Raw genomic sequence first — 23,666 nt, 5'->3', positions numbered from 1 at the left:
ACACCATTCTTGCCGCGACGGCTCCGTGCGCCAGTCAGCCGTCGGTGTGCGCTCCGGCGGCGACATCCGGCACCCCTGACCAACTTCAGTGCAAACCTCGCCGCTGACACGGTTCCCGCAGCTGATGTCGCCGTTTCTGCACTGATGCTGGACACCATTCTTGCCGCGACGGCTCCGTGCGCCAGTCAGCCGTCGGTGCGCGCTCCGGCGGCGACATCCGGCACCCCTGACCAACTTCAGTGCTCAAATGGCCGTCTCGTGGCGGTCAGTGCCGAAACCGTCCGAATCATCACTGAAGTTGGTCAGAGGCAGTGGTGGAGGGGCGGCGGAGGTGGCGGAGAGGCACCGGCAAAAGGGGCCCGAGGCGTCACATCGACGCCGCGGGCCCCTGCCGGTTTCCGGTCAGCCGCGGGCGTTCGGCTCGCTGGAGGATTCCCTGCGGTCCAAGGAACCCTCAGCCGGGTCCGCAGCCGGCCCGCCGACCGCGAACGCCGTCTTGCGGTCGATGCTGTCGGATGCCAGCTCAAGGTTGCTCTCACCCTCGGCGCGCGCTTCAGCTTCCTCCTCGCCGTCGAGGCTCATGAGGTGCTCGACGTCGACGTCGTTGGGGTTGTCGAGCACTTCCTGCAGTCGGTCGCGGTCGAGCGCTTTCGTCCAGCGGGCGATGACGAGTGTGCCGATGCCGTTGCCCGTGAGGTTCGTGAGGGCGCGGCCTTCCGACATGAAGCGGTCGATGCCGACGATAAGAGCGAGCCCGACCATGGGGATGATGTGGTCGAACGCTGCGATGGATGCGGCGAGGGTCACGAGTCCCGCGCCGGAGACGCCCGCAGCTCCGTTCGAGGAGATGAGCATGAACGCGAGGAGCGCGATCTGGGTGCCGATGGGCACATCCACCCCGAACGCCTGCGCGATGAAGATGGCGCCCATGGACATGTAGATGGCGGTGCCGTCGAGGTTGAACGAGTAGCCGGTCGGGATGGTGAGGCCGACCACGTGCTTGGGCACGCCGGCCGCTTCGAGCTTCGTCATCATGCGGGGCAGCACCGTCTCGGAAGAGGAGGTGCCGAGCACGATGAGCAGCTCGTCCTTGATGTAGCGGATGTACTTGAAGATGCTGAAGCCCGCCCAGTGGCAGATGGGGCCGAGCACCAGGAACACGAAGATGAGGCAGGTGAGCCAGAACGACCCCATGAAGAAGGCGAGGTTGCCGAGGATCTCGGCGCCGTGCTTGCCGATCGTGAAGGCGATGCCGCCGAAGGCGCCGATGGGGGCGACCCACATGACGATCTTGATGATGCCGAACATGACCTTCGCGAGCGAGTCCATGGCGCGCACGACCTTCTCGCCGCGCTTGCCGAGCATCGCGATCGCGATGGCGGTCAGGATGGCGAGCAGCAGCACCTGGAGGAGCTGGCCGTCGACGAACGCCGACATGAACGAGGTGGGGATGAGGCCGAGGATGAAACCAGGCAGGCCTTCTCCCCCGGCGTCGCCCGCGTCGGCGATGGTCGCGTCGGCTGCCGATCCGTCGAAGCTCGCGACGTCGTAGTTCAGGCCGGCGCCCGGCTGGAACACGTTGATGGCGATGAGGCCGAGGCCGAGGGCGACGACGGTGGTGATGTTGAAGTAGACGGCGGTGCGCAGGGCGAGGCCACCCGCTTTCGCGAGGTTGCCGAGGCCAGCGATGCCCACGACGACGGTCGCGAAGATGGTCGGCGCGATGACGACCTTGACCAGGTTGATGAAGAGCGTCGCGAGCCAGCGCAGCTCGGAGGCGAAGGCCGGGAAGATCAGGCCGACGGCGATGCCGAGCGCGATGCCGACCAGCACCCACACGTAGAGGTGGTGCCAGAACGGCTTCTTCTTCTTGGCGGGAGGGGTCTTGCTGATTGCCCGACCTGGTGAGCTCGGGGTGGTCTTGACCGCTTTGCCCTTGTCGGGGCTCGAGTCGTGTGTCACGGTGTTCTCCTTTGAACTCCAGCGTGTGCGTCATCGGTGACGGCTCGTCGTCCAAGGGTGGGCGCCCAGAGGCCGTGAGCCCAGGGGTGCTGCGCATCCTTAAGGTGTTCTTGACATTCGGTCGCGGATGCCCGCTTGTTAGGCTCGAACCGTGGCGTTTGCACCGTGGATGTCGTCGGTTGAGCCGCCAGCAGGCGGCTTCACGCGGCGAGCCTTCCTCGGAGGTGCGGCGGCAACGATGTCCTCGCTTGCGCTCGCGGCGTGCGCCTCGCCGAAGCCGTCCGGGCAGGTGCTGACGCTCGCGACCGGCCCAGAGGGGGCGGTGTTCCGAGAGATCGGGGCGGCCTACGCCGACGCGGTGAACGCCTCATGGCCGGCCGGCGAGATGCTGGTGCGCGATACCGCGTCATCGCTCGAGAACGCGCAGCTGCTGAGCGCGGGCGAGGTGGATGCGGCACTCATCAACGTCGACGTCGCCGCTGGTTTCGAGGGCGAGATCGTGGCGCTCGCACGTGTCTTCGATTCGGTGCTGCACCTCGTGGTTCCGGAGGACTCGGACATCACGGATCTGCGCGGTCTGCAGGGCAAGACCATCGCGGGAGGACTCGAGCTGTCTGGCACCCGCTTCACGACGTCGGCGATCCTGACTGAATTGGGCGTCGAGGCGAACTACGTGAGCCTCTCGCAGGCCGACTCCGTGGCGGCGCTCGCGGGCGGCGCGGTCGAGGCTGCGGCAAGTCTCACGGGCATGCCGACTCCGGCGATCAGCGAGATCGGTGCTGGGCAGCGGGTGCGCTTCATCGACCTCGGCGCGAACGCGGAGCGCCTCATCGACCGCTTCTCGCTGGTGTACTTCCCGGTCACGATCCCGTCGACGATGTACGAGGGCTTGCAGGCGGCGACGACGCTCGCGGTGCCGACGGTGCTCGCGGTGAGGCCCGGCATGGCGGATTCGATGGCCGATTTCCTCACCGCTTGTCTGTTCGACAACGCGGATGCGCTGTCGCACGTGCGCCCTGAGGCTGGACAGATCAACCCGCGAACGGGGGCGGGGACGACTCCCATCGCGCTACATCCCGGGGCCGCCGGCTGGTTCCGCGCGAACAAGCCGTAGGGGCCACTCGCCAGGAAACAGTGACAACTGTGTACACAACGTCTACTCTTGACACATGGACTCTGTAACGCGTGAGATCAGCACCCGAGAACTTCGCGAGCAGCTCTCCGACGTGCTCGGTCGGGCCATGTATGCCGGTGAACGCGTGGGAGTGACTCGGAACGGCAAGCTCGCCGCAGTCGTCGTCAGCGTCGCGGACCTCGAAGCTCTGGAGTCGTTCGAGATGCATCGCGATGTTGAGTCTTATCGCCATGCGAAAGCGGCAGATGATGGCGACCGGGTTTCCCTCGATGAGCTTCGCGGTGAGCTCGGCGCGTGACCTACCGCGTCGAGTTCACCTCGGCCGCCGCGAAGCAGGTCCGCAAGCTGGCTCGCCCAGTCCAACTGCGCGTGCTGGATGCGATCCAGTCGCTGTCGGAAACACCACGCCCGCAGGGGGCTCGCAAGCTGGTGGGCGAGGAGACCGCGTGGAGAGTTCGCATCGGCGACTACCTCGTCATCTACGACATCTACGACGAGGAACTCGTCATCACGATCGTGCGTGCCGCGCACCGTCGCGAGGTCTATCGCTAGCAGATGCTCCGCTCAGCTAGGACTGGGATTCCGCCAGGGGCATCGCAGCTTCGACGCGGAGGCCGCCGCCGGGTGCATCCGCGAGCATCAGCTCGCCCCCGATGTCGCGGAGCGCTTGCGCGACGATGCTCAGGCCGAGGCCGGTGCCCGGCAGGTTGCTGGTGCGGGGCGAGCGCCAGAAGCGCTGCGTCGCGTGCTCACGGTCGTCGGGTGGGAGCCCGATGCCGTTGTCGTCGACCGTGACCACGTAGCGGCGCGAGGCGATGTCCGGCCGGCCAGCGACGCGCACCTCGGTGCCGCCGGAGAGCTTGATGGCGTTGGTGACGAGTTCGCTCACGACGGCGTCGAGGCCGCCGGCCGGCTCCTGCACTTCCAGCGATTCCCCCTGAAGATGCACGGTCTGCACGCCGATGCCGGCTCGCGATCCGGCTTCTGCCCACCGGAACGCCGCCCCGGCGAGCGCGTCGCCGATCGCCGAGATGCGTGGTGGCCGGCTCTGGAACTGGGTGGCGTCGAGCAGGCCCGCGACGGTGCCGGTCATGCGGTCGATGGTCTCGATGGCTTCGGCGTGCACTTCTCGGGCTTCGGCGTCGTCGCGGAGGTACGGCTCGAGGTTCTCGACCGAGATGCGCGTCGAGGCGAGGGGCGTGCGCAGCTGGTGCGACGCATCCGACACGAACTCCTGCTGCCTCGTGACGGTCGCGGACACGGTGCCGACCATGGAGTTGAAGGTGGAGGCGAGGAGCCGCAGTTCGCTTGGGCCCGCGTCGGTGCCGGCTTTCGCGTCGAGGTCGCCGCGCGCGACGGCGTCGACGGAGCGTTCGAGTTCTTGCACGGGGCGGAGGATCCACCGAGACATGGGCCAGAGCAGCCAGAAGGCGACGGCGCCGGGAACGAGCAGCCCTGCGGCGAGGATGAGCCATTCGGTGAGGATCGTGGTGCGAGCCGTGTCGGTGGGCACGTCGAAGACGAGGGCGCCGACGACCTGCGAGTCGCGGCCGACTGGAGCGACGATCGTGAGCCTCTCTGGCCCCCACGGCCAGACGGTGGTGGTGATGTCGGGCGATTGGCCGGAGAGGGCGGCGTCGACGAGCGCGAGGTCAGCGTCGTCGACCGCGTAGGGCAAACCCGCCGAGTGGATGATCTGCCCGTCGCGGTTGAGCAGCCAGGTGGGGGTGTCGAACAGCTCGGCGTAGTCGTCGAGCTCGGCCTGGAGGCGGACGGGGTCGGTGCCGATGGCCGTGTAGGCGGCGGTCGAGAAGCGGGCGGCATCGTTGAGGCGGTCGTTGGTGAGTTCCGCCGAGTGGCGGTCGGCGATCGTGACGGCGGTGGGCACGGCGATCATGATGAGCAGCAGCACGAGCAGCGGGATGGCGCACAGCACGAGTCGCCGGTGCATCAGGTGGGCCCGTTCGGGTTGGCGGGCACCGTCAGGCTGTAGCCGACGCCGCGGAGGGTGGTGATGGTGACGGTGTCGCCGAGCTTGCTGCGCAGGGTGGCCATGTGGGTGTCGAGCGAGCGCGTTCCGGTCTCGACGCTGCTCTCCCAGACGCGGTCGAGGAGGTCCTCGCGCGTCACGGGCTGCCCTGCCCGCGCCGCGAGGAGACGGAGGATCTCGAACTCCTTCTGCGTGAGCGTCTGGGCGGTTGGGGTGGCACCGCCGTCTGCGGTGATGGTCGCGGTGCGCGTCCCGGTGTCGAGGCGCAGCATCCCGACCTCGATGACGGGAGAGCCGGCGGTGCTCGTGTAGCGGCGCATCTCGCGGGTGCGCCGGGCGAGGCCCTCGATGCGGACGAGCAGCTCGGCGACACTGAAGGGCTTGGTGACGTAGTCGTCGGCGCCGGCGCGGAGCCCCGCGATGCGGTCCCGCTCGCGGCCGTGCGCGCTGACGACGATGATGCCGACGGCCGGATGCTGGCGGAGCTTCGCGATGATCTGCGTGCCGAGCCCGTCGGGGAGGGACATGTCGACGAGCGCCAGCTCGGGCACTTCGTCGCGGATGCAGGCGAGGGCTTCGGCGACGTCGGCGGCCCGCGTGACCCGGTGTCCGGCGTGCTTGAGGGCGCGGCTCAGCCCCCTTGCCAACTGGTCGTCGTCTTCGCAGAGCAGCACGCGCATGGGGTCGAGTTTATTTGACGCGTCCCTCGGCGGGCGGTGGCGCGGTCCGGGCCACTGGCCTCGTGAGCCAGAGCCAGCCCGTGAGGGCGAGCCCCCAGATGAGGAAGAGCGGGTCCCAGAGGAGGGCGTGCCCGATCATGGCATCCCGGTCGTAGCCGCCTTCCGGGACGAGAATGCCGAGCAGCACGGCGCCGCTGGCGACGATGTTGACGAGCCCGTAAAGCACGATGCCGGGGCCGCCCACCCAGCAGATGGCGCGCCAGACTCTCGGCCAGGGCATCCGCTGCGCGTCGAGCGCGACCGGGATGAGCGCGGCGAGCAGCTTGACCAGCGCGACGCCTCCGAGCAGGAGGCCAGACTCCAGGGGTTCCCGCCGCGAGAACTCGACGGCGATCGCCCCGATGGTCGACAGCAACCAGGTTCCGCCGAGCGCCCAGTAGGCGCTGAAGGCGGCGTGCACGACGCCGATCGCGGCCGCAGCCAGCACGAGCATTCGCGCGGCGCTGCGCGAGTGGCGAGTGCGGGTGTCTTCGCGCATCCGCGCCCCTACTCCCCCGGTGTCTGGCCGGCCTGGTCCTCTAGGTAGACGAGCCCGTTGCCGTCCGGGTCTTCGAACGAGAACATGGGCGCAACGCTCTCCCAGCGCAGCACTTCGGCGTTGTGGAGCTCGACGCCGCTGGCCTTGATCCGGTCGTGCGCCTCCTGCGCGTCCGTGGTGCCGAGGCGCACGGCGATGGGAATCTCGCTGTCGTGCGGGAGCAGGACGATGCCGACGCTCGAGCCAGGCGGGAGCACCTCGACGTAGCGGGCGCCTGGCCACGCTTCGACGTCCATGACGAGCTCACAGCCGAGCACGTCCGTGTAGAAGGCGAGCGCCGCATCCACATCGGAGACGGGAACCGAGACGCTGAGCACGCGAGTTGTCTTTGCCATGGGTCAAGTCCACCGCGAGGTGGGCGACGACGCCAGTGGTTGGCGCGGATGCGCAGGAAGTTCGATGGGGCGGACGGGGCCCGCCTCGAGGTCGATCAGCGGCAGACGAAGCCCGCAGGTCACCGCCTCCGGCATCTGGTGGATGCTCCGGGCGAGCGGGCCTGCGGGCCTCGTGTTCTCGACGTCTGCTAGCTGTTCGGCTTCGCGGAGCGCTTGCGCACGACGAGTGCGGTCAGGCCGGTCGCGAGCAGCGCGAATGCGGCGAGGATGCCAGCGCCGACGTTCTCGGCGCCGGTTGTTGCGAGCGCGTCCGAGCCGTTGTCGGCGTTCCCGCCGCCGGCGACCGGTGCGGTCGTCGACGTGGCGGATGCGGTGGCGGAGGCAACGGGCGCGGTCGTCGCCGACGCGGTGGGCGCCGCGGTCGCGGACGCGGTGGGCTCCGTGGTGGCGGTGGGCGCCACCGTCGGGGCTGGGGTCACGGTGGGCTCGGCGGTGCCCGGCGTACTGGGCTCGGGCTGCTCGGCTCCGGCGTCGACGAGGCTGATGGTTCCGTCGGCGTTGACCTCGACCTGAGCCGCCATGGCGGCGGCCAGGTTGAGGCGCTGCCAGCTGCCCTCTGCACCCTCATCGAGCGGGTAGCCGGAGTCGAGCGCGGTGAGCTCGAGCACCTGACGCCGCTGCTCGGGCGTGAGGTCGGGGTGGCTCGTGATGAGCAGCGACTCGGCGTTCGCGGGGATCGTCACGGCTTCCCCGGCGGGTGCGATCTGCGGGAAGGCGTAAGACATGCGCTGCTCGTACAGGGCGAGTGCGTCGCCGTCGGAGAGGTACGGGGTGTCGGCTTCGATGCAGTCGGCGAGGGCGGCGCCGCATCCGGCCTCGAGCACGCCGCGCAGTTCGGCCTCGGCCTCGGCGAAGAGCTCACGGAACGCCGGGTCGCTCATGCGGCGCTCGACGATGTGCTGGCCCATCATGCGCCCGCTCATCACGTCGAGCGGGTAGTGCGCCGCCATGACGATGCGGTTGTTCCCGGCTTCGGAGGTGCGTGCGAGGATCTGCGGGGCGAGCTCTGGCAGCATCATCGAGAGCGACGTGCCCTGCCAGTACGCCTGCGAGGTGTGGCCGCTGGGGTAGGCGCCGCTCGTGGAGTCCCAGGCGTCGCCGCCCTCCTTGTCGCGGTATTGGAGCAGCTCGGGGAAGCGGATGTAAGGGCGGTCGTAGTCGAAGTAGTTCTTCGACGGGTTCGACGAGGAGTAGTACCCGACGAGGCCGCCGCTCTTCGCGAGGAGCGCGTCGATCTTCGGCAGCTCGCCCGCGAGGCGCGCCTCGGTGTAGATCGCGCCGAGGTTCTCGCCGAGGCCGTCGGCCATGGAGACCGACATGTCGTCGTACTGGTCGACGATCGCGCGCTCGACCTGCTCGGGGGTGGCCGAGGTGTTGATGTCGACGGTCTGGCTGTCGTTGAGCGCGATGATGTCGGCGCGGTCGGTGACGAGCCAGGAGAACTGGTCCATGATCGGCACGTAGTCGTACTCGGCGTTCGACGGGTAGTCGTAGGCGAGCTGGTCGTCGGTGAACGGCTCGGCGGCGGATGCTGCCCCCGCGCCGAAGCCGGAGAGGAGCACCCCCAGCCCGGTCGTCACAGCGATGGTGGAAGCGAGGCGTCGTCGAGACGTCGTGATGCGCATGCGGGGTTCGGCCTAACGGTCGGGGGATGAACCCGGCGAGCGTAGAGGCCCCGGGAGATCACCCGATGTCCACTAGGTGACCGGCTAGTGAACGAGGGCGCGGAGGTCGGCGAGAAGCAGAACGGGGACCCGGCGCGTCCTGCGCGGGGTCCCCGTCTCGTGATCGTCTCGGCTCAGTCGGCGATCTGCGCCGCGAAGGACTGCAGCCAAGGGCGGAGCTCGGGGCCAAGCTTCGGGTCCTGGCTCGCGAGCTCGACGGTCGCCTTGATGTACTCGAGCTTGTTGCCGGTGTCGTAGCGGCGTCCGCCGTAGACGACGCCCACGACTCCGCCGAACGCCTCGGGGTCGCCGGCGAGCACCTCGAGGGCGTCGGTGAGCTGGATCTCCCCGCCGCGGCCGGGGGCTGTGCGCTCGAGGACCTCGAAGACCTCGGGACGCAGCAGGTAGCGCCCGATGACGGCGAGGTTCGACGGCGCGTCTTCACGGGCTGGCTTCTCGACGAGCCCGGTCAGCTGGATCGTGTCGGGGCCGACGACGCCCTGTTCGCGCGGGATGCTCGTGTCGTAGGCGGCGACTCCATACGCGGAGATCTGGTCGAGGTCGATCTCCTGGAGCGCGACGACGCTGGCGCCGGTCTGCTCGTGCACCTCGATCATGCGCTTGAGCAGGGATCCGCCGGACGACATGATGTCGTCGCCGAGGAGCACGGCGAACGGCTCGTGGCCGATGTGCTGCTTGGCGCGCAGCACGGCGTGGCCGAGGCCGAGCGGGTCGCCCTGACGGAGGTAGTGCACGTCGGCGAGGTTGGTCGCCGCGTTCACGCGGGCGAGCTTCTCGTGCTCACCGCGAGCCGCGAGGAGCGTCTCGAGTTCGGCCACGCGGTCGAAGTGGTTCTCGAGCGACGCCTTGTGTCTGCCGGTGATCATGAGCACGTCGGAGAGGCCGGCCTCGACAGCCTCCTCCACGACGTACTGGATGGCGGGGCGGTCGACGACGGGGAGCATCTCTTTCGGGATGGCCTTCGTGGCAGGCAGGAAGCGAGTCCCGAGGCCTGCCGCGGGGATGACAGCCTTGGTTATTGGTGCGCGCATGAGTCCAGCGTATTGGACCCGGGTATCCAGGAGGTTTCGCTGGCCGTCATGCGACGTCTCGTGTGGGTCAGCAGACGAGCGGGCCAGCAAACGGAGATCCCATCAACGACCGCGAACGGGTACCTGAAGCCGATCGATCGCACTCCCGGTTGCCGATCGAGCCACAACATTCAGTTGAGACGGCAGCACGCCAGAGGTGTTTACCGTCTGCTCGACGGTCGTGGAGCCAGGCTCGAGAGTCGTGCTCGATTCCTGCACGCCTTCCCCTGTGACATCGATGCTGTGAACGCTCTGGTTCGCTTCTGGATCGATTGTCACTCTGAGCGACACTTGCCCGCTCGCACCTGCGAATGCCTCCGCGCCCAAGAGGGTCGTCTGCTCAGCACTGAGGAACGTGATGTCGACCACGAGCTGGCTCGCGAAGAGGATACCTACGCGGTGGATGACTCCACCCGCTGCTCCCACCTCGGACCGGTTGACGTACGTACTATGCAATTCAGGCCCGAATGAGAAAAGCACCCGCTGATCACCGCGAGTCAGTGTGAGGCTCGACGTGTCCGCCCGCACGGATTTGTCCCCAACGGTGAAGCGACGGCCGTCGGAAAATGTCAGCACATCATCCGATTTCAGGACCAGCGGCATCCGGTGCGTGAAGCTCGACTCGGCTTCGGTCCAGAATCGGTAACGGACACCACGATCCCAGTAGTTCCAGGCCGTTGCGTACTCCAGTACGCCCTGTCCATGCGCACGCTGAGTGATGAGATCCGAAAGTTCGGATACTCGGTCGACGGCGATTTCTCTTGACCGCGCCAGGTCAGTGTGGAAGACGCTTGTGGATGAGGACCTTCTGGTACTGAAGCTTCCGTCCGCGGTCCGAGTCTCCCAACCTTCGCCCCCCTCCCGCACGTTGGTGCCCGTCAGTATGGTCCCCGCGTCCGGGTGCCAGAGTGTTCCGAGCTGCCGGGTCGAGAGCTGTCCGGCTTGATGCTCGCCGAAGACTCCTACGAGGTAGTAATCCGGCCGGCGAATGAAGAGGTATTGGTCATTCAGAGAGCCGCTCTCGAGCTTAGTGAAGCGGTCCGCCTGCAACAACGGCAGACGGCCTTCGATTGCGTCACGCTGCGCTGTAGTCGGACCTTCAGGAGCGATCGGCCCATACATCCAGGTGCGTGGCGAAGTATGCGGCTTTTCCAGGGCTATGAGCGGCTGAGAGTCTCGGACGAAAGCGGTGCGAACGTCATCCTTCTCTCCGCGGGTGGGAAGGAAGAGCGCGATGTCCGGCACCTCGTCCAGGAAGAGTTTTGCCAGCGCCGCGCGGTCGAGAAGGTCCTCTGGCGGTCGCGAGACCGGCCCTGCCGGGTTGCGTGTGTGCAAGGCCGGGACGTGCATGAGTTCCCCGCCGCTCGGTTCAGGGATGACGGCGTAGCGCATGAACTCCATATAGCGCTTCACCAGACCCACGATGCTCGCATTCTGAGTGTGGCGATAGAGCCAAGCTAGATCTGGCATTGTCACCGTGAAGTTGTACTCGAAATCCACCCCATAGAGTTCGTTGAGGAACCCCGCGGGGGCCTGGCCTTGTTCGCAGAGGTAGACGAGGCGCTCATCGATGGCAGCCTGAGAAACCATGGACTCCGGAAGCACCTGAAGCGCCCGCTGCGCGCCGACCAAAGCTCCAGAGAGCTGGTTGAACGCCACAATCGGCGTGGACCAGTGTTCTCCATCGGCATCGAGCACCCAGTTGAGTGCCCGCGTCATACTCGTACTGAGGAGATGCAAGCTCTCCTCCGCGCCACCGGCGCTTTCCAGCAACTCGTATGCCTCCGCTTGGGCCACGAGCCCAAATCCAGTAGCAGCAAGTGACGCCGAATCGTCGTACTCCGGGTAACTACCGTCAGGGCGTTGCAATGAGACGTAGTAACCCACTGCCGCGTTCAAGCGAGCGAGCAGCGGCGCGTCCTTGTAGTGAGGGTTCCAATCCCGCTCGCTCGCGTAGAACCAGCTGAGCGTGGAAACGTGCTCCATGACTCGGGCATTTCTCTCACTTTGGACACGCTCAGGACGCCACCATCCACCGTCCATGTAGCCGTAAAGAGCGTCGTCGTAGTCAACGATGTCGTTGGCCATCTCAGCTACGCTCATGAGGTATCGGGCGTAGACCTGCTCATTTGCCGCGAACAGGGAACGCCTTGGCGCTTCGGTCCGAGCGACCCGGAAGAGGCGAGTGGATGCGTACCCGGGAGTGTCCGCTATCGTCGGGAAAGCTATGTGGGACGCCGCAGCGGCGGCGGCGAAGCCCAGCGAGCTCAAGATCAGAGTGCGGCGAGAAAGGCCGGGATTCGAGTTCTCTGGCGCCCCCGACGCTCTAGGTGCATCTTTCAAACGAACGTCCTCAGATATCCTGCATGCTTCGGTTGGCCCCTTCCGCGGTCGCGCGCGGGCTGTAGCTGCGGCCGGGAGACGACCTGTTGATCGCGGGGGGATGCGCTCGAGTTTACGCCGACGTCAGGGCCAAACTGAACGCCCCGCCACCACCGCAGGGCACGCGGACCCGGCTGCTAGTGGCCTGGGCCACCCTCACCTGGGCATGAGCGCAACGGGGTCGTCCGCGAACGAAATCTTCATTAGGCTCGGGGTATGCGAACTCACGCCCGGCGAATTGCAGTTCTCACCATCGCGCTACTGGCTACCGCACTCCTGTCGGTGTTGCCAACCGCTGGGGTGGACTCCGCCGAGGCCGCCAACTCCGGACAGAATCGTTCGACAAGGCTCGAACAGGATGACCCTCGAATCAAGTACTCGGGCCCCTGGGGAAAGCTGACGAGTGCGAGCGATTCCGGTGGCTCAAGCGTCTACCTGACCTCGGCTGGCTCCCTCTCGTTCACGTTCACTGGAACACGTGTGATCTGGCTGGGCCGTGTCACTCCTTCCGGCGGCACTGCGAGTGTGTCGATCGACGGAGGAACCCCGACATCAGTGTCGAGGTACGCCACCGCCACTCAGTACACGCAGACCGCCTTCGACTCCGGCGAGCTCTCTCAGGGGCAGCACACGATCAAGATCTCCTGGACTTCCACGAAGCCCATGGGGTCTACCGGGACGAGCATCCCTGTGGATGCGTTGGAAGTCTCAGCCCCAGGGGTCGGTCTCCATCAGCAAGATGAGCCCGCGATCAGATATTCGGCGGGCTGGACCAGTGCGGCCCATTCGCAAGATTCCGGCGGTTCAGGCACGTACGCATCGAGACCCCGGACTGGCGAAGTCAGCGCCAGCTTCACGTTCATCGGCAACTCAATAAGTTGGATCGGTCGGAAAACCGCAAGCTCAGGCATCGCGAGCGTCAGGATCAATGGCGTGGCAGTGGGCAAAGTTGATCGCTACTCCCCTCAGAACCTCTACCAGCAAAACCTCTTCACGTGGAATGCGCCGGCGAACTCGGGCGATGGCCTCTACACGATCACCATCTCCACGACCTCGAGCAAGAACGCGGCTTCCTCATCGTTCAACATGTTTCTCGACGCATTCGCCGTGTCCAGCACGCAGGCAGCACTGACGGGGATCTCTGCAACAGCTACCGATGCGACATCGAATCCCCTCACGGACGGGAACGGGGCCCGTGTGAGCTGGACGGACCCACTCGGCCAAACGACAACATCCCGGAAATACCAGATCCTGCGTGCCGAGAGCGCTACTGCGGCTTTCGTCCCAGTGGCGATAGTAGGTTCATCTCCCTACGTGGAGCAGGGCCTCACCGAGGGCAACAACTATCGCTACGCAGTCAAACCCGTGTTCGGCCTAAGCAATGGCTCATCAGCTGCAGCCGGCCCGCGATCCGGACCTTCGACCTTTGTACAGCCTTCTCTGTCGTCGCGGGTGCCGTCCGTTAGCGAGTGCTCATCGAGTGCGGCCGCGGCCGCAACTCCAGTGACGACGAGCCTCGAATTTCAAGCAGCAATGGACGCAGCACAGCCCGGGTCGATCATCGTGCTGTCGCCGACGGGCACTTTCGGCGGCTTTCCTAAGGCGAACGTACCCAGCGAGAACAGGGGTTTCGTGATGACGAAGAGCGGCACAGCGCAAGCGCCGATCACCATCTGCGGAAAAGTCGCCTCGAGCGCCGCCCTGCCCCAGGCCGCGCCCGCGTCTGTCGCCTTAGACGCGGAGTCCGCGACACTCGACATGAACGGACCGACGGTAGCGGGCTACACGCTGAAGTCGCCGTCTGGTCTCATCATCAACGCCTCCCACGTCCGATTGGCGCACCTCAACGTCAGGGATGCATTCAGCGGAATCGAGGTAGGCGGCGGCACGAATGTCCGGATCGACAGCGTTCACGTCGCGAACACAGGGCAGGGCGGTGTGTACCTACGTGCGCAGAGCGGCGTCAAGTCGCAGTCGAGCGACGTTTCGGTCGTTCGCTCCTCGATCACGGAAGCAGGACAACGGGCTGGGAGCGAACCCTACGGCGAGGGCATCTACGTCGGGCATTCCCTCGCAGCCGGCTGCAACAATGCCCCCTCAGCACCGGAAGGCGCGAGCTGCTATCCGGACCGGACCAATAGTTTCGTTCTGGCCTACAACCGCATCACGGAAACCACTGCTCAAGCAATAGAGGCCAAGGAACAGACCAGCAATGGCTTGATCTACAAGAACGAACTCGGCACGCCGAAAGATCAGTCGTCGTACGGAACTCAGATCACTGACAGCACCGTCGCGCTCAAGGGCTCGAACATTCTCATCTACGGCAACACCGCGACAGCCCGTCTCGCCTACGGCTTCCAGACCCTCTACGGCAACCAGTATGCAGATACGGAATCCTCTGGCCAGACCTGGGGCGTCGGTCACGTCTACGCAGCCAACTCGGTCTCGTTCGTTGGAGGAACGGCAGCCAATCAGACGGCCTTCGCCGTGGTGAACACGCCAGCTTCGGCATTCCGATGCTCGAACGCCACGAGCGGCACGCCGGTGAGGACTCTGGTGGTGGGCGTGGTGTGCGCGCCTTGATGTCAGCAGCCAAGGGAGTGGGCACTAACTCCTGTTGTGAGCCTCAGACTAAGCGAATGAGCGTCGAAGCAGCCGACCGGGCTTCGTCCTGAATCTCAGACAACCTCCTCCGTGCGTTGACACGCACCAGCGGAGAAATCGTAGGGTGGCTCGAGCATCTCGACTCCTCGTGCGCTCATCATGCTCGATGTCGAGGCGACGCTTCCCTGATCGAGTCGCGTCGCCCAGCTGACCAGGAGCCCGCACCATGAAGATCGATCTTGGCCCTGGGGCGTCACCGCCAGCAGGCGCATGGCGTGAGCGCAGAATCTGGCATCTGGTGCTTCTGGCGCTCGCAACGTTGCTCATGATTCCGGTCGGGCCAGTGCTCTTTCCACCCCAGCGAGCACCAACCACTGTCGACGCTATCTTCGTCCTCGGTCCTGCATCGCAGACTCGAATTGGCCTCGGACAAGACTTGATCGCGGCCGGTTTCAGCAACACTCTGGTCGTCTCGACCACCCCCGGAATGGGCACGTATGGCGCTGACAAGCTTTGGATATGCACCCATGAACAGGCCTATGACGTTCACTGCGTGCAGCCCCAACCTTCTACGACTCAGGGTGAGGTCGCTCTCTTGCAGCGAATGGCGGACGAGCAAGGCTGGGACTCTGTGATGGTCATCACCTTCGCACCGCACGTGCTCAGAACTGAGTTGTACCTCGACCGATGCTTCACGGGAGAATCGACGGTGGTTCAGGACGGAACCTACCTGGGCCCCAAGCGCAACGCCCTCGAATACCTCTACCAGCTGCTGGCCTTCGGCAAAGCGTTCACACTCTCGACTGGATGCGCTTGATCTTGCATCTCAAGCAACCTACGAAGGCCGTGCGGACGGGACCGGTGTTCTCTGGGTGCTCCCTCCGTCGTAGCAAAAGCGCATCGATCCCCAGGAACGGGAACCAGCTGCGCAAGGTCTCGCTCCTTCGCGAGTCGCTCCCTGCTTACCTCGCTCCCGGCTCCCGAAGTTACGGCCGCGACAATCGAGCCGGGCGATCGATCAATGAACACACCTGAATCGAGGGCGACTTCACGGTTGATCACGGTTCCAAGAGCGCCAGTCCGAGCACCAAGAGCCACGACTCGCACGGGGGCCTGGGCTCGAACCTGCCGGGCGACGCGGAGCTCTAGAGCTTCCGGAGTTGAGGCGGCCCGGCATCGGGCTGAGAGGGAAAGGCTCGCAGGGCTCGCCGTTTCAGCGTTCCTGTCGTCGACGCGCCAGCAGTGCGCCGAGACCAAGCGCGATGACCGAAACGCTGGCTATGGCGAGCGTCGCCATGGAAGCGTCTCGTCCGGTGCTGGCCAGTACTGGGTTCTGCTGACTCGACGGTGTGTTGGTCGCAGATCCTGCACCAAACGCGGAAGGTGACTCAGTTGCTTCCGACGGGGCGACCGTTGCTGTAGGGAGAACGGGCAACGAGGGCTCCGATGGCGCGGCCGTCGCCGGCGCGCTGTAATCCGGGCCGGATGATTGCGTCGGCTGAGGGGAAGCAGAAGACGATGGCGAGGGCGCAGCCGTAGGAGAAGCAGTTTCCTCACCAGTAGGGGTGGGGGAAGGGAGAGGCCCCTTATCCACGAAGAATCCTCCTTCTGGGAAAAGCGAATCCCCCGCGCGAATCGAGATCTGGTTCCCCGTTGTGTCGATAACGGAGACGGACCTCAACTCGTACCTGCCCGAGGTCCATCGGAACGGGTCGTCGACAACACTAGAGGTCGTCCCTGTGTGCACTCCATCGACCACGGACGTGATGGTGACATCTCCGAGAAAGTGGCTGTGGCAAGGCTCGAGGACCTCGCATGGAACTGCCGGCCGGACAGAGCGGTACGAAAAACCCACACTCCTGATTCCTCTGTCGTCGAAGGCAGTCCAATCAAAGGAGACACTATCTCCGGGCCGAACGACCTCAGGCGAAGTCATGACGACTGAAATCAACACCGGATCTGTCACATCCAGGTTCGTAGGTCCAACTTCAAACCTAAGCTCTGGGTACCCCGACTCCCCTGATTTCATGGTTGTGAGATTGCCCAATTCGTCTCCAATAGCGAATTCCGTGAGCGAGTAGGCACCCGAGGGCCACTCCTCTCCGTCCACAGCAATGCTCGCGGTCCCCCTCTGAACACCGTCCTCGCCAAGTTCCGAGCTCTCGATGTAGAACCAGAAAGATCTCCCGGAGGGTGAAGTTACGATGAGGCGAAGCACGTTGATTCGGTGCTCGTCCTCAGCCGCCCAGTCGACGATGATGCGGTCATCTGGGGCGAACGGCCCGGGCGTTCGGAGGGAAAACTGTACGTTCTCTGGCCCTTGAAAATCAATCCCAGAATCAGCAACTTCGAAGCCCAGGGGAACAAAGCGGCCGTCTCCCTGCCGCAACGACGTGTGGTTTACAGCCTTATCCCCCAGATTTATGACATCAAGAGTGTACGTACCGGGACGCACCTTCGAACTGTCAACCACGGCGCTGGTGGTCCCGGTTACAAACCCGCCTACGTCAGACGTGATCTCCGTCTCACCGAGCCAGAACGTGCTGCCGCTTGGATGCTTGAAGGTGAGGTGCAAGTGAGCAATCGAGCTCACTTCGGCCACGGTCCAGCGAGCAACGATCTTATCCCCGTCTCCAAACGAATCAACATGTTCGATGCTGAGCGACCGCAGTTCAGGGGGTAATTGATCAAGCGGGGAGGCAATCGCTGCGGGTGCGGAAAAACCTGCGCCGGCGACAACCGCCAAGATCAGAGCGAGACCTGCTGAGAACTTCTTCATTTTTCTCCCGACGCGTTCAAAGCTGCTCGCAGACTCGACGGCCGCCCGAAACAAGAATAGTGGAGAACTCCCAATCCGACCAAGTAAAGAGCAAACCTTTTCGCGACTACGCATCAAAACCAGGCACTGTCTAGCCTCGCTTCATCGCCCGGTTGATCTGTCGACGCCCTAACGCCCTACTCCCCTGATGGTGGTGCTAGCTCCTGTCCCGCGAAGCAATCAGTTTCTCCAAGCCTTCTTCGTAACCTCGGCAGACGGAATCCCAGGAGTAGTGCTCGCCGGCACGAGTCCGAGCGTCTCGGGCGAGGCGTTCACGGATGTCTTCGCTCTCCATCACCGACGTGACGGCCGCGACGATGGACGCGGGCGACGGGTCCGTGAATACCCCGGAATCACCAAGTACTTCGCGGTTGTAGACCGTCTCGCGCGCGACAGTCGGAGCACCGAGCGACATCGCCTGAACCAGAGCAGGGTTCGTCCCCCCGACACTGTGCCCGTGGAAATAGGCCCCCGCATTCGACCACAGCGAGTGCAGGCGTCCATCGTCGTTAATGTGGCCGAACCACTTCACATTCGGGTTGGCGTCGCTCAGCTTCTGGGCTCGATCGTCGAGTTCTCCGCCGTATCCAGTGGATCCCACGAGCACCACTGGCCATCTTTCGGCGAGCTTCTCGGCGGCTTCCAGAAATTCTCCGACAGTGTTCTCAGGCACGAATCTCGCAACGAGTAGAACGTAGCCACCAGGCTTCAGCCCGGGCTCTAGAGGCTGGGTCTCCGAGGCATCACCACCGTATGGGATGAAAAGACCAGAACGACCAAACTCCTCACGCCAGCGTCGCCCGATCTCGTGGGAGTCGTAGACAAGAAGATCGGCGTATCGCTTGGTCGCGAGAGCGCCACTGTAGAACACCTTCTTTGCGAGGTTGCCCCACTTGGCTCGTTCCCATTCCATGCCATCCACGTTGACCATGGTGGGTACGCCGCGCGCACGCAGGAATGGGAGCCAGAAACCGTTCGCAACATTCATGACGATGGCGGCATCCGGCTTCTTGATTGCAGCATCGATGGCGGCTGTAAAGCCGTAGCTGAGTGTGCTGAGCGACTTCGTCTCGAGCCCCCACGTGGTCCTCTGGATCACGCGCTCGTCACGTGCTGGGTCATCGGCTTCAAGTGCGGCCGGACGACCATATGCAGTTACCTCCCACCCTCGCTCACTCAAGTAGGGTGCGAGCTTGCGCACGGCGGTCTCGAAGCCCCCGTAGTAGCTGGGGTAGCCACGGGTGCCGATGATTGCGACTTTTCTAGTCATTTCTGAACCTCTAGTGATGTCCGTCCACCGCTCGTAGCGGTGAACGACTCATGCTCGTATTCAAGACGGGGGGTGGGGATGAAACGAAGGCGGATCTGGCTGCTGGCCACACCGGGTGGTGGTGTGGGCTCCGTGCCGTGGAGGGCTATGACCGGCTCTACGAGGACAAAATACGGTTGGTCAACTGTTGCATCTCGTCCTTCAACAAGCCTCGCAGCTCGCGGACGCTCTGGTTCTGGATCGCCAGTTGCGCCGCAGATCCGCTCAGGAGACGTTCCACGAGGTCGGTGAGCGCTGGAGACTCGATGCGATCAACGCGAACGCACCATTCGTCGGCCCGCACTGAGGCCATGAAGTCCCTGCACTTCGGACGATATTCGAGTGCGACGGTGGGGACGCCCACGGCGACAGCGAGGACGCAGGTGTGCAGTCTCGTGCCGATCACCAGTCGCGCATCTTTCAGGATTGAGACGAGATCCGCGGTCGTGGAAGGCTTGTGGTGCGTGTGCGTACCGCCCAGGGCGCGCGCAGCCTGGTCATTCCAAGCGTAGTCCTCGGGCTCCATGGACACGAAGTCGATTTGCCGTCCTTGTCTCTGCAGGTCCCGGAGGCTCTCCACGACCGATGGAACCCAGTTCAGGTCCGTGCCACCCCACTGATCTTCCCCATGCGTGAGGTTCACGAGGATTGGGCCGCTCTCGTTGAGGTTCTCGTCCAGATTCTGCTCGCCCAGCAGGAGAGCGGGGTCACCCACGATTGAAACCGGGATGCCAACAGAAGCCAGAATCTCCTGAGATCTGGGGCCGCGCACGGTGACATTGCCAAAGTCAGCGACGATACCCTCCCACAGCTTCAACTCCTCCAGTGAGGTGTAGCTCTTGTCACCGACGAACTCCGGGTCCTCTACTCCAGCGCCAAGCAACATGGCAAACTTGGGATTCAGGAGCTTGTTCGTCCGAGCGATGTGATGACGCCAGATCGTCCGCCCCAGAACGGTTCCCCCACCCAACAAGAGCGGCGCCCCTCGCCTGGGCAAGAATTCGCCCTTGAGGACCGACTTCGCGACATCTTTCTTCCGCACCGGGACCGGCCAGAGTTCCCAATCAGGCCACTGCTCTCGATAGACCTCGAGAATCGCATCGTCACCGAGGTTCCCGTGGCCGGCGAAGCCCAGGTAGTTCAAAGTCTGTCGCTTCAACGTCATTCGCTTTCGTTTCGGGGGTGAGGGCGCTGCACGCCAAGCCAGGAGATGAGGTCCGTCCACCCGTCGCGCGCTTCACGGAAATATCTGAGTGCTGAATCAGACGTCTTGGCATCACTGTCTCCGAGGACGGCAACGATAGCCAGTGTCCATTCATCGAGGTCATTGATGTCCGCGACCAACCCAGGATTGTCAGTGCCCAGGAGTTCGTCGAGGAATCCCCCAGCCGCGCCGACCACGGGCACAGAATGCTCCGCGGCCCGGATGGCCAGACCCGACTGCCAGTACTTCGTATACGGCACAAGAACTGCGCCGGCGCTCGCCACGAGTCGGTCAAGTTCTTCCTCGGAGACAAACTCGGATCTGACCGTCCAGTTAGGAATCTGCGGCCATCCTCGTCCGACGATCTCCCCGAGGACTCCGTGCTCTGCGAGCCGCGCACCGAGCCTCCCGAGGAGATCCAGATCGCGTGTGGGCTTGTACTGGCCAAGGACGCGCACAACCCGGCGGCCCTCGGGCTGTCCCACTCGAGGAACCGGCCTGAGCATCGGATGCGGAACGAAGAGCACCTTCTCGTACCCGATCTCGCGAAGACGCGCCTCGGCAGCTCTCGAGTGCGCCACGGCGAAGTGACCCGTTCTGCGGCTCGCGCCCACGCCGAGGCGCATAGATCGTAGGCCGTAGCCCATCGACTGACGGATCGGATCAGGGTCGTGGATCACCACCGCTCCTGGCGCCTTGCGGCTCGCAACGGCGAACTCGAGGTGGCCGAGTGTCGGCCAGACGGAAATGAATGGTGCGCGCTGGTTCCCCATGAACCGTGCATGCTTCGCGGCGCGGAGGAGCTTCTGAGCTTTCCCCGATGAACCCATCTCGGCGGAAGGCGTCGGGACTGCGACCAGGCGCTCGGCCTCAGGGCCAAGCGTAGCCAGAATCTCGTTCTCATAGTGCCGCAGCGCTTTTGGCAGCGTATTGAGCAGATTTACTCTGCGAGCTTGTGAGTTGGATGCAGCAGGTGCCGTTGAGCGAGTCAAGATCAGGCCTTCCGTTGCTTGATGAGAGCTAGGGCGTCACTCAGCGTCGGGCGAAGCACCAACGCGAACAGCGCAGCCGAGAGTCCAAGCACGACGAGGGTCGTCACGACGGTGAAGACGATCGGCATGCCCGAGAGGTCCCAGACCACGGCGAAGAGAGCCCAGCCTGCTGCGGCTGCCAAGCAACACAGCACGAATGGTTTGAGCCATAGTCCGAGGTACTTCTTCCAATCGATCCCGACACCCGAAACCAATGCCGCCAGGCGAACGGGCCACCAGATCAATTGACGCGCCGAAACCGCGATCGCGACTGCGACCACTCCGAACGGCAACGCCACGGCCACGAGGCCGATACCGACTATCGCTTGACCCAGCGTGAGGAGGAATGCGGTTCGGTTGCGTCCGACCGCGAGTAACGCACTCCGATCGAAAACGGCCACCGCGTTGATCGCGCCGAGTACGCACAATATCTGGACCAGAGGCCCGCTCTCTCGCCACTGTTCTCCGAAAACCAGCGGAACAGCTTCCGGTGCGACAGCAGCCAGAACCGCGAAGGCCGGCATCGCGAGGCAGCAACTGATGGAGGTCAACCGGTACAGCCACGCCCGCATCTGCTCGCGATCGTGTTGGAGGCGCGAGAATGTGGTGAGACTGATTGAAGAAAGCACCGCGGAGAAGAGCTCGACCATGATCGAGATGATGCGCATCGCGAAGAAGTAGTAGCCGAGCGCAGTGGCATCCAGGAAGGCTCCGACAAGGAGTTTGTCCGCCTGTGAGTTCGCGAAGCCGACGAGCTCGATCCCCACCACACTGAACCCGACCGGCCACAGCTCACGGAACGCCTTCCAGCTGAAGGTGAAGCTAGGGCGCCAGTCGGCCGTGCTCCAGAGCACAATGACTCCGACGCCTGCCGTGACGAGCGTCTGAACCACGAGGGCCCAAGCTCCCAAACCGAAAGACGCGGCCACGATGGCGCTGATACCACCAAGTAGCGTGCCGAGAACGCGACGTCCTGCGAGCGCCCTGAACTTGAAATCGCGCTCGAGGAGCGCCTGAGGGACTGAGCTCAATGCATAGAGCACAAGCCCGAGCGACATGACCTGGATGATCGGGGCCAAGCCAGGTTCGTCAAAGATCGAGGCCAGCGCCGGAGCGAGCAAAATCAGGAGCCCCGCCAGAGCGACGGAACTGGTTAGCCCGAACCAGAATGCCGTCGAAGCATGCTTCTCGCCGAGGACCTTGCGCTGAACGAGAGCTCGTCCGAACCCCTGATCGACGAATACGTTGAGGAACGTCATGAAGACTGTCCCGAGCGCAACGAGGCCGAAATCAGCCGGGGTCAGCAGCCGACCGAGGACAAGCAGCACAAGCAGCGACACGAGCCGACTCGACCACTTCTCTACCGCGGCCCATCCCATCCCGGTTACGGCCTTCGCAGCGATGTTCATCGCACTTCTCCGGTTCGCGTAAGAGCGCGGCGAGGCTGGCTGGCATTTTTCTTGGCAACAGGCTCGGCAACGCCTCTGGGCTCTGACTGCTCGTGGTCTGGCACCCAGATGAGCATGAGGCCTACACCCAGGATGAGGAAGATGGACGAGTTCGACTCGAGACCGTTGAAACCGAAGATCGCGGTTGAGAAGGCAACCAGCACGCTAAGCCCCGCGTACCTCTGCATGCGGATCGCCTGCACGCAGCTGATACCGAGAATCGTGAGGAATAGCACCAGCGCAGGCAAACCTGCGCTAATAAGGAGCTGCAGGTACCCGTTCTCGACAAGAATTTGGTAGCTGTTGAGGGCTCGAACCGTGTCCGCCGACGTGGCGGGTCCGGAGCCAAGCCAATAAGTGTTGTTCGCCGATTGGTACGCCAGCTCGAAGATCCAGGTCCGAGCGTCCGCCGATGATCCTGCCTCGCTCGAGCTGGACCTCTCGCTGAAGGCATCCGACTGCAGCGCCACAAGCATGCCCACAGCAGTTGCAGCGACTGTGAGGAACTTGACAATCCCCGAAACGCGATCGGATCGGAAAACGACGAGGAGGATGACGACGACTGCCGATGCCGCGACGGCGGCAAGTCCACCTCGAGACACTGTCGTGACCACGCCGATACCTGCGATTGCGGCAACAGCAAAGGGCCAGAAGCGCGGTCGTTCAAGTGCCGTTCCCAAGGCGAGCGCGAAGCCTGCGGCGAGGAAGAAGCTCGCGTAGAGCGGATGACCGAACGTCGAGTGTGCCCGATACACCGACCAGTTCTGCACCTCGGGCTGGCCGAGGAGGGCGTAGATCGGATCGTAGATCGGATTAGCGCTCAGAAGGTACTCCACCAAGGCGTAAATACCCGTAATCGCAACGAGCACGAGCATGGTCGTACGCACAGCGCTGGTCGCACGGGCGTCGGCGAAAAGCGCAGGAAGCAACGCGAGGGTCGCGAACGCGATGACCCAGGAGAGACTGTCACCCCACTTCTGACCGATGACCGTGGAAACGAGGAACCAGACCAGCGCAAGAACGAAGACCGTCGCGAGCGCTGTCTTGGCTGGCAAGCGGGGGCGACTCATCTTCTTTTTCGTGAGCGCTTCACGGAGTCCCCAGACCAGCATCACTACGCATACCGGAAAGACCAATGCCAACGGACCAACGTCCTCGAAGAGGCGCCGAGGGACGAGAACCCACAGAATGAGCGCCAAGGAAGGTAGGAGGTGCTTCGGGACGAGCAAGAGCGCGGTGAGCGCAAGTAGGGCCCCAATTCCGAGGTAAGCGGCATCACCGAGGCCGAGTACGCCAAAGGTCAGTCCGACAGTGATGACCACCGCGATCGGAACCAGCACCCATTTCGAGTTCAT

19 protein-coding genes are annotated in these 23,666 nt (G+C 64.2%); 5 read left to right on the top strand and 14 right to left on the bottom strand.

All coding sequences use genetic code 11. The annotated features are described in order from the left end of the window. Window positions 1-402: 402 nt before the first annotated feature. Window positions 403-1,962: a C4-dicarboxylate transporter DctA gene (dctA, locus tag ITJ67_RS01205; protein ID WP_323741349.1), complete on the bottom strand. Its 1,560-nt coding sequence runs from the start codon at window positions 1,960-1,962 to the stop codon at window positions 403-405. Window positions 1,963-2,113: 151 nt separating this feature from the next. Between dctA and ITJ67_RS01200 the strand changes: the two genes are divergently transcribed. From ITJ67_RS01200 to ITJ67_RS01190, 3 genes are read left to right on the top strand one after another with little or no spacing between them, the layout of a single operon-like run. Continuing rightward, window positions 2,114-3,076, top strand: coding sequence for a TAXI family TRAP transporter solute-binding subunit (locus ITJ67_RS01200; protein ID WP_194676485.1), 963 nt, complete (start codon window positions 2,114-2,116; stop codon window positions 3,074-3,076). Window positions 3,077-3,131: 55 nt separating this feature from the next. Then, window positions 3,132-3,395 carry a type II toxin-antitoxin system Phd/YefM family antitoxin gene (locus ITJ67_RS01195; RefSeq protein WP_160071073.1) on the top strand — a complete coding sequence of 88 codons (264 nt, stop codon included), beginning with the start codon at window positions 3,132-3,134 and terminating at the stop codon, window positions 3,393-3,395. After that, window positions 3,392-3,649, top strand: a complete 258-nt coding sequence (locus tag ITJ67_RS01190) for a type II toxin-antitoxin system RelE family toxin (RefSeq protein ID WP_194676484.1) — start codon at window positions 3,392-3,394, stop codon at window positions 3,647-3,649. Before ITJ67_RS01195 ends, ITJ67_RS01190 begins: the two co-directional genes overlap by 4 nt. Window positions 3,650-3,665: 16 nt before the next feature. On the opposite strand, the gene ITJ67_RS01185 is transcribed toward ITJ67_RS01190, so the two are convergent. The 7 genes from ITJ67_RS01185 to ITJ67_RS01155 all read right to left on the bottom strand — a co-directional run bounded on the left by ITJ67_RS01185 (window position 3,666) and on the right by ITJ67_RS01155 (window position 11,603). Next, the gene (locus ITJ67_RS01185) at window positions 3,666-5,048 is read right to left on the bottom strand and encodes a sensor histidine kinase (RefSeq protein WP_194676483.1); all 1,383 of its coding nucleotides are present in this window, start codon (window positions 5,046-5,048) and stop codon (window positions 3,666-3,668) included. Beyond that, a complete protein-coding gene (locus ITJ67_RS01180) occupies window positions 5,048-5,767 on the bottom strand; it encodes a response regulator transcription factor (protein WP_194676482.1) in 720 nt (239 codons plus the stop codon). The genes ITJ67_RS01185 and ITJ67_RS01180 overlap by 1 nt, the downstream gene beginning before the upstream one ends. A gap of 10 nt (window positions 5,768-5,777) precedes the next feature. Then, complete coding sequence (locus ITJ67_RS01175) at window positions 5,778-6,305, bottom strand: DUF3995 domain-containing protein (protein WP_228502155.1); 528 nt, start codon at window positions 6,303-6,305, stop codon at window positions 5,778-5,780. 8 nt (window positions 6,306-6,313) lie between these two features. Next, window positions 6,314-6,700: a VOC family protein gene (locus tag ITJ67_RS01170; RefSeq protein WP_194676481.1), complete on the bottom strand. Its 387-nt coding sequence runs from the start codon at window positions 6,698-6,700 to the stop codon at window positions 6,314-6,316. Window positions 6,701-6,888: 188 nt separating this feature from the next. Beyond that, on the bottom strand, window positions 6,889-8,385 hold the full coding sequence (locus ITJ67_RS01165; protein ID WP_228502154.1) for an acid phosphatase: 1,497 nt from the start codon (window positions 8,383-8,385) through the stop codon (window positions 6,889-6,891). A 173-nt stretch (window positions 8,386-8,558) separates the two neighbouring features. Next, window positions 8,559-9,476 carry a UTP--glucose-1-phosphate uridylyltransferase gene (locus ITJ67_RS01160; RefSeq protein ID WP_104240298.1) on the bottom strand — a complete coding sequence of 306 codons (918 nt, stop codon included), beginning with the start codon at window positions 9,474-9,476 and terminating at the stop codon, window positions 8,559-8,561. Between the two features lie 102 nt (window positions 9,477-9,578). Then, window positions 9,579-11,603 carry a hypothetical protein gene (locus ITJ67_RS01155; RefSeq protein WP_194676480.1) on the bottom strand — a complete coding sequence of 675 codons (2,025 nt, stop codon included), beginning with the start codon at window positions 11,601-11,603 and terminating at the stop codon, window positions 9,579-9,581. Between the two features lie 510 nt (window positions 11,604-12,113). On the opposite strand from ITJ67_RS01155, the gene ITJ67_RS01150 reads away from it, so the two are divergent. Continuing rightward, complete coding sequence (locus ITJ67_RS01150) at window positions 12,114-14,480, top strand: hypothetical protein (protein ID WP_194676479.1); 2,367 nt, start codon at window positions 12,114-12,116, stop codon at window positions 14,478-14,480. A 247-nt stretch (window positions 14,481-14,727) separates the two neighbouring features. Further along, window positions 14,728-15,318 carry an ElyC/SanA/YdcF family protein gene (locus ITJ67_RS01145; RefSeq protein ID WP_194676478.1) on the top strand — a complete coding sequence of 197 codons (591 nt, stop codon included), beginning with the start codon at window positions 14,728-14,730 and terminating at the stop codon, window positions 15,316-15,318. Window positions 15,319-15,714: 396 nt separating this feature from the next. Here the strand turns inward: ITJ67_RS01145 and ITJ67_RS01140 are convergent, their stop codons facing one another. From ITJ67_RS01140 to ITJ67_RS01115, 6 genes are all read right to left on the bottom strand, one after another. After that, window positions 15,715-17,280, bottom strand: coding sequence for an LPXTG cell wall anchor domain-containing protein (locus ITJ67_RS01140; RefSeq protein WP_194676477.1), 1,566 nt, complete (start codon window positions 17,278-17,280; stop codon window positions 15,715-15,717). Between the two features lie 196 nt (window positions 17,281-17,476). Continuing rightward, a complete protein-coding gene (locus ITJ67_RS01135) occupies window positions 17,477-18,589 on the bottom strand; it encodes a glycosyltransferase (protein ID WP_194676476.1) in 1,113 nt (370 codons plus the stop codon). 157 nt (window positions 18,590-18,746) lie between these two features. Further along, window positions 18,747-19,793 carry a polysaccharide pyruvyl transferase family protein gene (locus tag ITJ67_RS01130; protein ID WP_194676475.1) on the bottom strand — a complete coding sequence of 349 codons (1,047 nt, stop codon included), beginning with the start codon at window positions 19,791-19,793 and terminating at the stop codon, window positions 18,747-18,749. Further along, complete coding sequence (locus tag ITJ67_RS01125) at window positions 19,790-20,605, bottom strand: glycosyltransferase (RefSeq protein WP_194676474.1); 816 nt, start codon at window positions 20,603-20,605, stop codon at window positions 19,790-19,792. The genes ITJ67_RS01130 and ITJ67_RS01125 overlap by 4 nt, the downstream gene beginning before the upstream one ends. Window positions 20,606-20,826: 221 nt before the next feature. Continuing rightward, window positions 20,827-22,272, bottom strand: a complete 1,446-nt coding sequence (locus ITJ67_RS01120) for a lipopolysaccharide biosynthesis protein (RefSeq protein WP_194676473.1) — start codon at window positions 22,270-22,272, stop codon at window positions 20,827-20,829. Further along, window positions 22,269-23,666, bottom strand: coding sequence for an O-antigen ligase family protein (locus ITJ67_RS01115; RefSeq protein WP_194676472.1), 1,398 nt, complete (start codon window positions 23,664-23,666; stop codon window positions 22,269-22,271). Before ITJ67_RS01115 ends, ITJ67_RS01120 begins: the two co-directional genes overlap by 4 nt.

The sequence above is a fragment of the Pseudoclavibacter sp. VKM Ac-2867 genome, assembly GCF_015351275.1.
Lineage (GTDB): Bacteria > Actinomycetota > Actinomycetes > Actinomycetales > Microbacteriaceae > Pseudoclavibacter.
This window is presented reverse-complemented; position numbering and strand designations above follow the sequence as displayed.